General features: G+C 54.4%; 14 protein-coding genes and 2 pseudogenes. 6 read left to right on the forward strand and 10 right to left on the reverse strand.

Annotated elements, in window-relative coordinates; translation table 11 throughout:
• Nucleotides 1–70: 70 nt before the first annotated feature.
• Nucleotides 71–904 (forward strand): undecaprenyl-diphosphate phosphatase, encoded by an 834-nt coding sequence (locus HU743_RS21540; RefSeq protein WP_186651112.1) that lies wholly within the window; start codon nt 71–73, stop codon nt 902–904.
• A 47-nt stretch (nt 905–951) separates the two neighbouring features.
• Here the strand turns inward: HU743_RS21540 and dusA are convergent, their stop codons facing one another.
• Nucleotides 952–1,926, reverse strand: coding sequence for a tRNA dihydrouridine(20/20a) synthase DusA (dusA, locus tag HU743_RS21545; protein WP_186651115.1), 975 nt, complete (start codon nt 1,924–1,926; stop codon nt 952–954).
• A 139-nt stretch (nt 1,927–2,065) separates the two neighbouring features.
• Here dusA and HU743_RS27255 point away from each other — a divergent pair.
• Nucleotides 2,066–2,197, forward strand: a pseudogene (locus HU743_RS27255) (site-specific integrase); the annotation flags it as partial.
• 89 nt (nt 2,198–2,286) lie between these two features.
• Here HU743_RS27255 and HU743_RS21550 read toward each other — a convergent pair.
• Together HU743_RS21550 and HU743_RS21555 are read right to left on the reverse strand one after the other, a co-directional pair.
• Nucleotides 2,287–2,706 (reverse strand): hypothetical protein, encoded by a 420-nt coding sequence (locus HU743_RS21550; RefSeq protein WP_186651117.1) that lies wholly within the window; start codon nt 2,704–2,706, stop codon nt 2,287–2,289.
• Complete coding sequence (locus tag HU743_RS21555) at nt 2,693–3,865, reverse strand: polymorphic toxin type 44 domain-containing protein (protein WP_186651119.1); 1,173 nt, start codon at nt 3,863–3,865, stop codon at nt 2,693–2,695. The genes HU743_RS21550 and HU743_RS21555 overlap by 14 nt, the downstream gene beginning before the upstream one ends.
• Before the next feature lie 199 nt (nt 3,866–4,064).
• Between HU743_RS21555 and HU743_RS21560 the strand changes: the two genes are divergently transcribed.
• From HU743_RS21560 to HU743_RS21570, 3 genes and pseudogenes are all read left to right on the forward strand, one after another.
• The gene (locus HU743_RS21560; protein WP_186651121.1) at nt 4,065–5,432 is read left to right on the forward strand and encodes a P-loop NTPase fold protein; all 1,368 of its coding nucleotides are present in this window, start codon (nt 4,065–4,067) and stop codon (nt 5,430–5,432) included.
• 519 nt (nt 5,433–5,951) lie between these two features.
• A pseudogene (locus HU743_RS21565) lies at nt 5,952–6,500 on the forward strand (terminase); the annotation flags it as partial.
• Nucleotides 6,501–6,511: 11 nt separating this feature from the next.
• Entirely contained in the window at nt 6,512–7,522 is a 1,011-nt protein-coding gene (locus tag HU743_RS21570) for a phage portal protein (protein WP_238351774.1), read from the forward strand.
• 106 nt (nt 7,523–7,628) lie between these two features.
• Here the strand turns inward: HU743_RS21570 and HU743_RS21575 are convergent, their stop codons facing one another.
• From HU743_RS21575 to HU743_RS21585, 3 genes are read right to left on the reverse strand one after another with little or no spacing between them, the layout of a single operon-like run.
• Nucleotides 7,629–8,375 carry a hypothetical protein gene (locus HU743_RS21575; RefSeq protein ID WP_186651125.1) on the reverse strand — a complete coding sequence of 249 codons (747 nt, stop codon included), beginning with the start codon at nt 8,373–8,375 and terminating at the stop codon, nt 7,629–7,631.
• A complete protein-coding gene (locus HU743_RS21580) occupies nt 8,375–8,770 on the reverse strand; it encodes a hypothetical protein (protein WP_186651127.1) in 396 nt (131 codons plus the stop codon). The genes HU743_RS21575 and HU743_RS21580 overlap by 1 nt, the downstream gene beginning before the upstream one ends.
• Entirely contained in the window at nt 8,770–9,582 is an 813-nt protein-coding gene (locus HU743_RS21585; RefSeq protein ID WP_186651129.1) for an AAA family ATPase, read from the reverse strand. The genes HU743_RS21580 and HU743_RS21585 overlap by 1 nt, the downstream gene beginning before the upstream one ends.
• Nucleotides 9,583–10,791: 1,209 nt before the next feature.
• Between HU743_RS21585 and HU743_RS21590 the strand changes: the two genes are divergently transcribed.
• A complete protein-coding gene (locus HU743_RS21590) occupies nt 10,792–11,004 on the forward strand; it encodes a hypothetical protein (RefSeq protein ID WP_186651131.1) in 213 nt (70 codons plus the stop codon).
• Between the two features lie 3 nt (nt 11,005–11,007).
• On the opposite strand, the gene HU743_RS21595 is transcribed toward HU743_RS21590, so the two are convergent.
• Genes HU743_RS21595 through HU743_RS21610 form a run of 4 tightly spaced genes read right to left on the reverse strand, consistent with a single transcriptional unit; the run spans nt 11,008 to nt 13,969 of the window.
• Nucleotides 11,008–11,799: a transporter substrate-binding domain-containing protein gene (locus HU743_RS21595; protein WP_186634188.1), complete on the reverse strand. Its 792-nt coding sequence runs from the start codon at nt 11,797–11,799 to the stop codon at nt 11,008–11,010.
• Between the two features lie 58 nt (nt 11,800–11,857).
• On the reverse strand, nt 11,858–12,715 hold the full coding sequence (gene copD / locus HU743_RS21600; protein ID WP_186651133.1) for a copper homeostasis membrane protein CopD: 858 nt from the start codon (nt 12,713–12,715) through the stop codon (nt 11,858–11,860).
• A 3-nt stretch (nt 12,716–12,718) separates the two neighbouring features.
• Nucleotides 12,719–13,093 carry a copper homeostasis periplasmic binding protein CopC gene (copC, locus tag HU743_RS21605; protein WP_186651135.1) on the reverse strand — a complete coding sequence of 125 codons (375 nt, stop codon included), beginning with the start codon at nt 13,091–13,093 and terminating at the stop codon, nt 12,719–12,721.
• Between the two features lie 30 nt (nt 13,094–13,123).
• A complete protein-coding gene (locus HU743_RS21610; RefSeq protein ID WP_186651137.1) occupies nt 13,124–13,969 on the reverse strand; it encodes a copper resistance protein B in 846 nt (281 codons plus the stop codon).
• Nucleotides 13,970–13,978 lie beyond the last annotated feature (9 nt).

A 13,978-nucleotide genomic window follows, 5' to 3' on the forward strand; every position in this document is an offset into this window, starting at 1 on the left:
TGACTTTAGATGCTCAAACCCTGAGTGTTATTGCCCGGTCGCTCGCCCTGAGCGCTCTGACGGAGGATTAATGGATTTCTGGACCCTTTTCCAGGTGTTGATATTAGGTGCGGTAGAAGGCCTGACCGAGTTCTTGCCCATCTCAAGCACCGGTCACCAGATTATTGTCGCTGACTTGCTTGAGTTCGGCGGCGAACGCGCCATGGCGTTCAACATCATTATTCAGTTGGGGGCCATTCTTGCGGTTGTCTGGGAGTTTCGTCCGAAGATCTTCGAGATCGTCAAAGGCCTGCCGACCGAGCGCAACGCACAACGGTTCACGATTAACTTGCTGATCGCCTTTTTTCCGGCAGTTATCCTGGGCGTGTTGTTCGCTGACACGATCCACGAATACCTGTTCAACCCGATCACCGTTGCCGTGGCATTGGTCGTGGGCGGCATCGTCATGCTGTGGGCCGAGCAGCGCAGCCATGTCGTAAGCGTCGAGCACGTCGACGACATGCGTTGGTCCGACGCGCTGAAGATCGGTTTCGTACAATGCCTGGCGATGATTCCCGGCACATCGCGCTCCGGCTCAACCATTATTGGCGGCCTGCTTTTCGGTCTGTCGCGCAAAGCCGCTACCGAGTTCTCGTTCTTCCTCGCCATGCCAACCATGGTCGGCGCCGCCGTGTACTCCGGCTACAAATACCGCGACCTGTTCCAGCCCAACGACCTCCCGGTTTTCGCTCTGGGCTTCGTCACCGCGTTTATCTTCGCGATGATTGCCGTGCGCGGCCTGCTCAAGTTCATTGCCAACCACAGCTACGCCGCGTTCGCGTGGTATCGCATCGGGTTTGGCTTGCTGATATTGGCGACGTGGCTGTTTGGCTGGGTCAACTGGACCGCGGCTGCGGCGGCTTGAGGTGCAAGCCAGGCGGCCTTAGCCGCCTGATGAATGACGGGAGGGCATCAACGCCCTTCGAGCAACGCCGCCGCCTGATCCAGCAGCGCCAGCGGATCCTTGGCCTTGTGGATATCCACCGACAACAACTGGCGGAATTTACGCGCCCCCGGGAACCCGGTGCCCAGGCCCAGCACATGCCGGGTGATGTGATGCATCGCACCACCCGCCAGCAAATGCTCGGCTATATAAGGACGTAGCTGCGCCAACGCCTCGGCGCGGCTGATCACCGGCGCCGGACTGCCGAACAACTGCTGATCGACCTCCGCCAGCAAATACGGATTGTGATAAGCCTCACGCCCCAGCATCACACCGTCGAACGTCTGTAAATGCTCATGGCAGGCTTCCAGCGTCTTGATCCCACCATTCAACACAATCTCCAGCTGCGGAAAATCAGCCTTCAATTGCGCCGCCACGTCATAGCGCAATGGCGGAATGTCGCGGTTCTCCTTCGGCGACAAGCCCTCCAGAATCGCGATCCGCGCATGCACGGTAAAACTTGTACACCCGGCATCCCGCACCGTACCGACGAAATCGCACAGCTCGGCATAACTGTCGCGCCCATTGATACCGATCCGATGCTTCACCGTCACCGGAATCGAAACCGCATCGCGCATCGCCTTCACACAATCGGCCACCAACTGCGGATGTCCCATCAGACACGCGCCGATCATGTTGTTCTGCACGCGATCGCTTGGGCAGCCGACGTTCAGGTTGACCTCGTCGTAGCCGTGCTCCTGCGCCATGCGGGCGCAGGCAGCGAGATCCAGCGGGACGCTACCGCCCAATTGCAAAGCGAGCGGGTGCTCGGCGTCGTTGTGGCGAAGGAAGCGTTCGTGATCGCCGTTAAGGAGCGCGCCGGTGGTGACCATTTCGGTGTAGAGCAAGGCGTTTTTCGACAGGAGGCGCAGGAAGTACCGGCAATGGCGGTCGGTCCAATCCATCATGGGCGCCACGCTGAAGCGCCGAGACAGCGCAGGCATTGGTTTTACTGGGCTAAAGCTCTGATTCTGTACCATTTTACTCAACGTGTATTCGGCGTGTTTTTGGGCGTTTTCAGGCCTTTTTCAGGTCTCGGTGGTACGATGTACCACTTCAAAATCGACGCGTACCACTTTCGATATGGCAGCTATCAGGGCAAGAAAACTGGCGGATGGGTCTGTGAGCTACACCGCTCAGATCCGCATCAAGCGTGATGGGGTGCAAGTCTACCAAGAGAGCCAGACCTTCGCCCGGAAACAGGCTGCGCAGGCGCGAATTAGAACTGGATGAACTGGCGATCAAGCGGGCGAAGCCGCAGGAATCGTGTACATCTTGATGTCGCTGGAGAGCCGGCCGATTATTTACGGCCGGAAAGGGTCTGGCTCGCCGGTGCATTGTTTCAATCGAGCAATAACGTCCGGGCCGGTTTTAGCGATATCGATCCTGCCTGTTTCATCCAGATAGATGTCAATGGTTCGACCCCATTTGGGTGTGATGTCGATGCACCTCTGAAAACCATCATCAGCCCACCAATCGAACATCATGAAGAATTCGTCATCGGGGAACAGGTAGCCGAACTCAACGGCCGAGCCACCGTGCTTGATATCGCCTCTATGAATCCTGTCTTGGGTGTTCCAAGCGTAGTGAAATTCTCCTTCGCTGTTCGGGGAGAAATTCACCGCTACGACTGGGGAGCCGAAATACCAAAAAGCGGTTGGAAGAGCGATGAGCAGTAGAACGATCCAGCGCCCATATCGGCGTCCGGTTTTAGCTGCATTCATGTAGTTTGATTCCTTTTCCCCATTCCTTAGGTGGTACTGCAAGCACTTGATCCATGATCATTTTAGCTGTGATGCCCCCATTGGGATGTTGGCGATAGAGCTTCACGCCGATGCTGATGGATATTCGGTCGGGCGCATCATCCCACGCCCTCAGACCGTCGACATTGGCTGAACGGTTTGGGCCCGGTAGCTCCCACTGTTCTTTTGGTTTCGTTACTACCTCCTGGGCTTTGCGTAGAGCATCAGAAATGATCTGCTCGCCACCAGCACCATCCAGCAACGCACTTTCGGATAGGCCGCCAGCTCTGCCCACATAGCCGTAATGAATGTTCGACCAAATGTCGTAGAAGTAGTCGTACTGCCCCTGCTTGTGCCAAACGCCCCCAATGGTCCTACGGATGATCGGTTTGTGGTCCCATGGACGATTTTGGCCGACCCGCTCGGTCCAGATAGCCAGGGCCTTTGCCTTCATTCCCATCGCCAAGCTGTAGAAGTCCGGCTTGGGACCGAGCTGAAGGTAAAAGGGCAGCGCCATGTATTCCTTGGTTTTAGCATGAGCGTCGTAGCTGTTCAGTTCCTTCATCTGGCGAACGGCTGGGCTATAGATGTTGGTGTTCATCTCGGCCGCGATGTAAGTCGCCAGCTTCTCCATCATGTCCGGATCTTTGCAGGCGGCGGATACGGCTTTTGGCTCGGGTTTCTTTTCCGGTTTTTTATCAGGCTCCTTGGCGACGGCCTTTGGCGCAACTAGAGCGTTTGCAGCCTTGGCTTTTTCAGTGAGTTTCGGGTCGGCCAGTAACGTTGCCATCTTCTCATCATCGACGGATCCGTCGGGGCGGAACGCTCCGAGCGCCATGAAATTGATGATGGTTGCACTGCCAGAGTCACCCATGACAAAGCCGCCACCAACATCGCCTGATCCGGTAATGACTGTGCCACCGTGACTGGTTGGACTGCCCAAGTGGGCCATTGGTCGGCCATTTACCTGGATAGAGGGGAAACCTGTTGTGATCACTGCTCCGCAACCGCACGTATCTCCGACTCGAGCAGAGCCCATGAAATTGATGTTTACGTCACCGCTGGCGGAGGCGATCGGGGTTGTGCCGTGACCTGGTAATGGGCAGACGTGCTTGTCACCCAGGCGAGCAGAGGAAATCATTCATCGTCCTTGCGTCGTTCATCCGTGTTTAGGAATCAGTTTTTTCTGACTTACGGAGGCTAACTGAAACGTCAAGGAAGGTCTGTAAGAAAAAGCTTAAAAAATAGCAATTGTGGTTTTTGTGGTTTTGGACGTTGCTGTCTTCAGGCCACGGTGGTTGAATTTAAGCACGTGGTTTAACTCAAGGGAGTGGGAGTGCATGACTGAAGATCTTGGGGTGTGGGCTGATGATTTCATGGCACGAAAAACCAGTGCTGATTTTTTGACTAAATATTTGCTGGCGAATAGTCATGTAAGAGTTCTGAATGTGAACTCCGCGTGGGGTGCTGGGAAAACTTTTTTCTTGGAACGTTGGGCGAAAGAATTAAGCGAAGAACATATCTGTGTTTGTTTCAATGCTTGGGAATCTGACTACGCTTCTGAGCCTCTAATAGCGTTGATGGCAGCTTTACAGCAACAATTACTCGATTCTACCTCCCTGGATTCAACGGAGGTCGGAAAATCAGTCATCCATGTTACTTCTAATCTAATAAAAAAAAGTGTCCCTCTCATAGCGCGAGGGTTGCTTATGAGGACAGTAGGGGTGGATTTCAATGAATTGATAGGAGAGGGTGGGGGTGAGGCTGCGGGAAAACTTGTGGAGGAACTGGTAGCTGAGCAAGCAGGTGCAGCTAAGAGCGTTCAAGATTTCAAGCAGGCATTATTGGAGGGTTTTGCGCAGGCTAGAGAAAATAAAAATAAAAAAGCACCGGTATTCATTTTTATTGATGAACTTGACCGTTGTAGGCCAACCTACGCAATTGAACTGCTAGAAAGAATCAAACACTTTTTCGACTTGGATGATTGCAAATTTGTAATTGCTTCGGATTCCACTCAGTTAGCCCACTCAATAAAGGTCGTTTATGGGCAAACATTTTCGTCTGAAAACTATTTAAAAAGATTTTTCGACTCTGAGTTTTCTTTAGATAATAGGGATATATATCGTTTTGTGCGGTCAGTGTTGCCCTCGATTGAATCTTACCCTGTCGGAGTTAATGTGGCAGGTACGCCAGTCGCGTCGAGGCCTAAATACAGTACTGAAAAAACAGTGTTGGCAACTAATATGACAGTTCATAGCAAGTTGCTTGACTTTGGTGAGAATGCGCTTTTGCTTGTGGCGTTATGTAAGGTTTTTGGCGTTCAATTGCGTGAGATAATTAACTATGTTAGGCAGATAAAGGCGGCAAGTGACTTCATTAATGGTAAAGTGCATTTTTTCTGCTTGGCGATACTGATTTTTGCAAGGGCAAAAGGCAGTCTTTTCTATCAGGAGATCTTGACTGAAGAGTGTGGCGTGGTTCTGCGGAAAGTATGTCCCGCTGGCACCATTCTTAAATTTCATATGAATACGGACCTTGTTTCAGTGAATGACGTTATTGCTTTCCATATTATGATGATGCTGGATGCTGAGATGAAGTTCGGTGATAATCTTCCGATGTGGAGAGAGAGCGTCTATAGGGGATATGAGGTAAAGCCGAAGTTGAGACAGTATAAGCCTGTTGTGGATTTAGCTCATCAATTAAGCTAGGTCTTTATGGGGCTTAACGGGTAGTGCTGTCTTATAAGGCATGCTTTGGTATGCCTTTTCAAATTAATCCCGTCGATGGCAATCGTTTTTTTGCCCGGCTTCGCCGCTACCTGCGCAACAATAGCGTTTCCGGTACTGAAGCCTCCGCAAGGTTGGCCGTATCCAGTCCGAGGCAAAGCCCATCTTCTTCAGGGGCAATCATCCGATCCCGTCCGTTCGTGTGAGCGACGAGAGTGGTGCGGTTCACAGCAATCTGTGGAGGACTCAATCCGCGAGTAGAGGCAGTATCCGCTCGCCGTAGCCAGTGGCTAAGGGTATGGGGTCCACTGGCGCGGCGTCAGCTTGGAACTCGAAGGGAGCGTTCCTCGATAATAACCGGCGACCAAGAATATTCGAGGAGATTGCTGGCGACGCCGAAACATTGGGCACTAAGCACTCTTCAAAATCTCACATACCCCCTGTCCGCGAGGGCTTGGACAACTGTCTAAAAGTCTTGGTTGTCATTGACGACTGGCAGATGGAGACCGCTAGGGCTGGATCGGTTACGACCCGGCCGAAACGGGCGACTGTTCCGGCCTGGTCGTGGTCGCGCCGCCGCTGGTACCGGGCGGCAAATTCCGCATCCTCGAACGCCACCAGTTCCGAGGGATGGACTTCGCCGCGCAGGCAGCATTTATCAAAAGCGTCTGCGACCGCTACTGGGTGACCTACATCGGCATCGACGTGACCGGTCTGGGCAGCGGCGTGGCCCAGCTGGTGCGCCAGTTCTTCCCGGCGGTGACCACCTTCAGCTACTCGCCCGAAGTCAAAACCCGCCTCGTACTCAAGGCCTACGACGTGATCCACAAGGGCCGGCTCGAATTCGATGTTGGCTGGACCGACATGGCCCAGTCGCTGATGGCGATCCGCAAAACCGTCACCGCCGGCGGACGCCAGTACACCTACACCGCCGGCCGCAACGACAACACCGGCCACGCCGACCTGGCCTGGGCGCTCTTTCACGCATTGCACCACGAACCGCTTGAGGGGCAGACCACTGCCAACACCGGGCGTATGGAGATTTACTGATGACCGAACAAATGGCCAACCAGACGTTGCCCGCGACCACATCCGCCACCGGCGCCGGGACTCAAGTGTTTTCTTTCGGCGAGCCGACGCCGGTGCTGGGTGGTCGGGAGGTTTTCGACTATCTGGAGTGCTGGTTCAACGGGCGGTGGTATGAGCCGCCGCTGTCGCTGGACGGGCTGGCGCGGTCGGTGGGGGCGAGCGTGCATCTGCATTCAGGGTTGATGTTCAAGCGCAACCTGTTGAGCAAGACGTTTATCCCGCACCCGCTGCTCTCGCGGGCCTCGTTTGAGCAGTTTGCGTTGGACTTTCTGTGCCTGGGCAATGGCTACCTTGAGGGGCGCCGTTCGCGGTTGGGTGGGGTGCGCAAACTGGAGACGCCGTTGGCCAAGTACATGCGCCGCGGGCCGGATGGGCAGTTTTACCAAGTGAGGGGGTGGAAGGATGAACACGTGTTTGAGACGGACAGCATTTTTCATTTGCGTGAGGCGGATCTGCACCAGGAGATTTATGGGCTGCCGGAGTGGATTAGCGCGTTGCAGTCGGCGTTGTTGAACGAGTCTGCGACGTTGTTTCGGCGCAAGTATTATGAGAACGGCAGCCATGCCGGGTTCATCCTGTACATGACCGATGCGGCGCAGACAGAGGCTGATATTGATGCGTTGCGGAAAGCGTTGAAGGAGTCGAAAGGGCCTGGGAATTTTCGGAATTTGTTCGTGTACTCGCCGACCGGCAAGAAGGACGGGATTCAACTGATCCCCGTGAGTGAGGTGGCGGCGAAGGATGAGTTCAATTCGATCAAGAACCAGACGCGGGATGACGTTTTGGCCAGTCTACGCATTCCGCCGCAGTTGATGGGGATTGTGCCGCAGAATGCGGGTGGGTTTGGGTCGATTCGGGAGGCAGCAGAAATCTATGCAGCCAATGAGCTAGAACCGATTCAGACGCGGATGTTGCAGTTGAATGATTGGATGAGCCAAGAAGTAATAAGGTTTAAAGTGTACGAAATTGGTATTCGTGATTAGTTTGCTGAATTTTTAACAGATGTCTTTAGAGTGTTTGTGAATTATGGAGCCCTTGCATCAGGGGGGGCTCCAGTAATTCGTGGTGTGTTCAAGTGTTGCATTGTTATTAGTGTCGGAGTGTTACCTGTAGAACTGCTTTTAGATTTGCATGTTTTTTTACGGGTATTGCGAGGCTTATTGACTTTCGAAGGTTGGGTAGCGCTGCGCCGCTCAGGTGCTCTGCAAAGAAGCAGGTTAGTAATAAATTAATTGCCGCGATCGTGGATTTTTCGCGACTGCTCCACGCTCCAAGTTCCGAGGCGGAACTTAGGTTTAATCCTGTAACAGTTCCGTCCCTTGACATTCGGAATACTTTTGCTGATCCGTGAACAGCTTTGGACAAAGTAGCGTATTCTTTTTTTAGTACTTCGATGCCGGTTAATGCTTCATCAATTTTTTTCAGCTTTGGGTGGCGTGATAGGTACGTAATGGTTTCGCTGAAACCTAATTTATGTTCACCTATCAACCATTGTTGCAATTCGACGGGGTGCTCACAGTAGTACAGTCCAAATAAAGTATTCTCAATGAGGCTTCGCAGGGACATTAGCGCTACGCGCCAAGCACCTTGGCGCGCGAGTGCATGTGACATTAACGCATCGTTGTGCGCTTCTTGAAAGAACTCGGCCGTATCTACATCAAAGATGTTACTGAAAAGCTCGGATCTCCATGCGTTGAGAGACACTAATCGTGAATAGCTTTCTGCATACACTTCTTTGTGTGGTTCGAGCTTTGTTAAGGCATCGTCAACGCTAGTTCTCGTAGCGATATAACTCCGCTCGAAATTGGCTTTTACTTCGAGTTTGAATTGTTCCATTATTTAAGCAACAAATTCAGTGCGTTGGCGAGCTCGGTTGATTCTGTAGGATTCTTTTTAGATCCCGTCCTTAATAAGCTTTCACGCGCGCTAGGGTTGGTTGCGAGATAATTGAGTATTTTTCCGACAATATCTCTTGTTGCATCTCTCGGACGTATTTCGATGTCGATATTGAAATCTTGAATTAACGAAAGCCATTGGGCTTTACTTACGTCGTTTAGTCTCACCAGCGTGTACAGCGCTGTGGGGATATCGCTATCTCTTAGAGGTGTAGGCTTGTTCATTGGGGTAACGCTTTTACTAAGCAGCGACCAGTCCTCTACGTCAACATCAGGGCCTGATTTTAGAATTTTCGAGAGCGCTAAAAGTGCCTTGGAAAGTTCGTGAGCTTTCATTAAATTACTCCCGATGTTTTCAGCAGTGTATTGCAGACAGTTGTGAATTCGTAAATTGATGTGTCGTCTTTGGAGTCAAAAACAGAAATTTGCTGTTGCGCGCATATGCTAACAGCTACACGTTCTGAGATTTTTGTTTTTAAAACTGACTTCCCGAACTGCTTACGAAGTGTTGCCTCGGTTTCCGCCCGATGTAGAGCAGGGCGGCCAACTCTAGAAATTACAATTCCAATGTTCTCTAATGTGTGCTCAAGGTCAGTACAAAATTCTTGTACCCGCTTCAATAGTAGCCCTACTCCGATAGCGGAAAGGAAGTCTAGAGAAACAGGTACAACATAGTGCGTACTGATCGCCAAGGCATTTTGCGTAGGGATGGTGAGGTTAGGTGGGCAGTCACAAATTATGACTTCATATTCGTTTATTACATCTTTGAGAGCTCTTCGCAGTCTGGTCTCTCTTGATGTTGCGCCCGCAAGGTCGAGATCTACGGTGAAAAGATCGATATGTGATGGAATTAGATCGACATTATCGAAAACATTATGAATTATCGTTTCATGCGCGTCACGAACAGCTCCGTCCGCTGTTGTATGTTTCCTGGCGCCCAATAAGTCTGCTACCGATCCGTGGTCACGTACATGATTTTGCCAAGCGGCCACGCCGACCGATGAGAAACTCGCGTTCGTTTGTGGGTCGAGATCGACTAGTAACGTCTTTTTACCGAGCGAACCGCAGTAAGCAGCGAGATTGACGGCTAGTGCTGTTTTACCAACACCACCTTTCAGATTGATACATGAGATAACTGCAGCAGCCATTTCCATTCCTTGGTTGAATTGAGTTTTCTCATTACACCACACCCCGCGGCTAAATCCGAGTACGCAAACATCCCAAATCGTTGCTACCGCGCTCTCGGCTATCGCCGTGGCTGATTCTGGCGCGCGCCGTCATCCCCCCACCTCGCCTGCGGGCTAAATGGGTCTTTTTTTCCGCAGTCCTGCACCTGGCCGAGCGCCCCCACGGCCGGGCGCTTTAGTAGTGGCGTCGAAGGTCAAAAAGCCTGCGGATCCCTGCGAAGGGTGGGTGTCTGACAGGGCGGACCTGGCGAAGCGGAAGGCAGGTAGGCAAAACCTTTCAATGCGGCTTTTTCAGGAACGCCGTCGGAAAAAAGTAATGTGGTAATTCGAATATCGGGACACCGGGGAAAGCCCCGTATTCATTGGCTTTGCTGGCTTACTTCGGAAAGTAATTTTGAGTAATGAAAAAGGTAATGTGGCTGTAAGTGGTTGATTTATAAGGGATGCATAAAAACAAATATTACTTCCTTAAAAGGTAATTACCTTATTTCTACATTACTCAAAAATTACTTCATGCCGATCCTTTGCAGCCCAGTAAAATCAAGGCTCTCAGCCAGATTGACCGTTCGACTTACAAAAATTACCTTTTTCCGATGCCTTTCCCGAAAAAACAGCATTACCTATCAGGCGGTACAGCCGATCGCCGTCGCCACTCATTCATGCAGATGACGAAGAGACACTCGTGCGCAGTCGTTTTGCCCGCGACAAAAACGTTTGTGGGAAGTGCTTGGGATTGGAGCGACAGGCGGGTGTGCCGACGATGCGAGAGGAAGTTCGCTTGTCCCGCCAGGGAAAAAGGAAATGGGGTGGTACGAAAATGGTACGTGCGTTTCTAGATGATGCTGGAGGCCGCGATTATAGCGGCCTGTAGAATTAGCCGTGCCAATCCATCATCGGAGCTACAGAAAAACGGCGGGACAGTGGCGCGGGTTGTAGAGGCATTTTGGGGAATCTGAATCAACGAGGCGAAGGCGCGGGAGTTTATCAGGAATGCGGTCGGGCAAAGATCCGCTCAGCGCTATTTCTGCGTTCGGTATGGCGCTGTCGCCCTCAGCTCAGAAGATGCTGAACCGGTGCTGTCGGCCAAGCAAGTTTCATGTTGGCGCGCGCGGTACGGGCGCAGGATGCTCGGACAAGACCGTCGCTTTTCATCCAGAGGGGAATCGTGCGATGAACGTTCATGTCGTCAGGGTGCTGTTGATTGTTGCAGCGGTATCGGTGCTGAGTGCTTGTTCAGGCGGGGCAGGCCTGACCACGACCAGTTGCTTCTCCGGCGACTGCCAGTCGCCACAGAGCCGTAATGCCAATACGTTGAACTTCGGCGGCAACAGTATCGGCAGCAGCCTGAGTCAATACAGCTCCGGCATGCTGCACGACGATTAGTCTTTACTGCGCCGCAGGCACGGCAATCCACTCACTCAAAGCCTTCTGGTACTTACCGGTGACTTTGCTCAAATGCAGCCACTGATCGACATACAGTTTCCAGCTGATGTCATCGCGCGGCAGCAAGTAAGCCTTTTCGCCGTATTGCATGTACTGATGCGGATTGACCGCGCACAAGCCGGGTTTTAGCTTCTGCTGATACAGCGCTTCCGAGGCGTCGGTAATCATGACGTCGGCCTTGTTGTCGAGCAGTTGCTGGAAGATCGTTACGTTGTCGTGCAGGGCCAGTTGTGCCTTGGGCAGGAAGGCGTGGACGAAGGCTTCGTTGGTGCCGCCCGCGGGTTCGACCAGGCGTACGTCCGGCTGGTTGATCTGGTCGATGGTCTGGTACTTGGATTGGTCGGCGCAGCGCACCAGCGGGATTTTGCCGTCGGTGTCGAGGGTGTTGCTGAAGTAAGCTTTTTTCTGCCGTTCCAGCGTGACCGAGATGCCGCCCATGCCGATGTCGCATTTGCCGGCCTGCATATCGGGCATCAGGGTTTTCCAGGTGGTTTGCACCCATTGGACTTTGACGCCGAGGCTGTCGGCCAATGAGCGGGCCATGCTGATGTCGATGCCTTCGAAATCACCGTCGGTGCGCTTGAAGGTGTAGGGCTTGTAGTCGCCCGTGGTGCAGACGCGCAGTTGGCCTTGTTGCTGGATGCGGTCGAGGTGGCTGGCGCTTGGCTCGGCGTGGACGCCGGTGGCCAGGGTCAGCAGAGCGCAGGCGATCATCGTGCTTTTTGGTGTTGTCATGGAGATCGGACTTCTGAGAGGGAAGGTGGCCCAGTGTAGTGAAAGCCCTTCCCGGGTGTCATCCCGGCTCCGGACTCAATGTACCCAGCCACGCCACCAATGCCACGACCAGCAGGGCCGTGACCAGCTCCACCACCAGACTGCGCCTCAACGCGGTCGCTGCGATGAGGTGTTGGCCGTCGCGTAACGAGCGCTCCAGCAACGGTCCAAGGTGAAAGCGATTCAACGCGGCGAGCATCAGCATTGCCATAAACAGCAGAACCTTGATCGCCAGCAGCAGCCCATAACTGCCAGGCAATAGCCGCGGGCCGACGATGAACAGGTAATTCACAACGCCGCTGATCGTCAGGGTCAGCACGATCCCTGCGCCCACCCATTCGAAGCGCTTGACCGCCTCGGCCAGCCGCCGAATATGGGTGTCACCGACCCGTCGCGCCATCAGCAGCAACGCCAGCATCGCGCCCAGCCACGCCCCGGCCGCGAGCAGGTGCAGAATGTCGCTGAGGAAATGCCAGAATCGCGACAACCCTTCATCCATCGCGCCGTGTCCGCTCCAGGCCAGAGAGGCGAGGGCGACTGCACTGGCGATCGAGGCAATCCAGCCACTCGGCCGGAACAGCACGATGGTCAGCGCCGTCATCCGCAGCGCCCACGCCAGCCCGACATCCATTTCCAGGAGCATCATTCGCAGATGCGGCCAGAGTGCCGCGAGCTGCGTTTCGCCGCTCATGGTGCGGGTCATCAGCACCAGCCCTGCGAGTGACAGCAGTGCCCCGACCAACGCCATCCCACGCAACAGCGGTTGAAACCGCAGCGCCGCATTAACGTTGTACAGCCCGAACAAAGGCAGGCCGAACAACAGCAGCAAATCTACATACAGCGCGAACCGCAGGACGATGTTGACCAGTTCATCCATCGCTCACTTCACTTTGAACGTGACGTTGCCGGTGATTGGGTGCGTGTCGGATGACACCGCGCGCCACTGCACCTGGTAGGTTCCGGCAGGCAATGGCGCGAGCGGGGTGATCAGCATGGTTTTCGGGTCGCTGCCGGCACTGACTTTGGCTTTCATCGGCATCGGCGGGTGGGCCATGCCGGGCATCTCGGTCATGACCAGTTTGGCGCCGGAAAACTGCGTGACGAGGTTTTCCGAGAAGTGCAGCTCGATCTTGCCGGGGGCGGCGCCATCCGCGCCTTCGGCAGGGGTCGATGACAGCAGTTTCGGGTGGGCCTGGGCGAGGCTGCTCAGGAGCAATCCGCTGGCAAGCAGGAGGGTGGTGGTCAAGGTGCGCATGCAAGTCTCCGGTTTGTTTTTAGAGGGAAATCAGAACCACATCCGCACGCCCAGGACGAGGCGCGCTTCACTGCGATCCTCGCCTTCGTCGCGGGCGTAGTCGGCGGTGTTGCCGTAGGTGCGGTTCCACGTCACGCCGATATAAGGCGCAAATTCGCGGCGGATTTCATAGCGCAAACGCAGGCCCGCCTCGGTGTTGGACAGCCCGGAGCCAATGCCTCGCTGCGGATCGTTTTTGCCGTAGACGTTGAGTTCGGCGGTCGGTTGCAGGATCAGCCGGTTGGTCAGCAAGATGTCGTAATCGCCTTCCAGGCGCACCGCACTCTGGCCGCCCTCACCGAGAAATGCCGTGGCTTCGGCCTCGAAGTTGTACAACGCCATGCCCTGCACGCCGAACGCGGCCCAGGTTTGCGGGGCTCCGGGTTTGAAGTCCTGACGCACGCCGCTGACCACGTCCCACCACGGCGAGATCGCATGGCCCCAGAGCGCCTGAATTTCCGCGTCTTCGGTCTTGCCGTTGCTGCGCTCGCCTTCGGAACGCAGCCACAGCCGGTCGATGTCGCCGCCGATCCAGCCGGACAGATCCCAGGCCAGGGCGCTGCCGTCGTCGGCGTCCTGCCATTCGAGTTTGTCGGCGAGGAAATAGCTGTTGATGACGCGGTCATGTACCTGATGGCCGCCGGGACTGGTGAACACGGCAGCGCGGTCGGCGTCGGTCAGTGGCGGGATCGGCGCGCGGCTTTCGGCGGGCGCGGCGGGCTGCATCATGCCGTCGTCCATGCTTTGCATGGCCGAATGGTCCATGCCGTGCATGTCGCTGGCGGCCAGGGCTGGGGCGCCGATGAGCAGCAGGGAAAACGCGCTAAATCGAGTCATGGTCGGTCC

Origin of the sequence: Pseudomonas sp. SWRI99 (assembly GCF_014270125.1) — a bacterium.
Lineage (GTDB): Bacteria > Pseudomonadota > Gammaproteobacteria > Pseudomonadales > Pseudomonadaceae > Aquipseudomonas > Aquipseudomonas hamedanensis.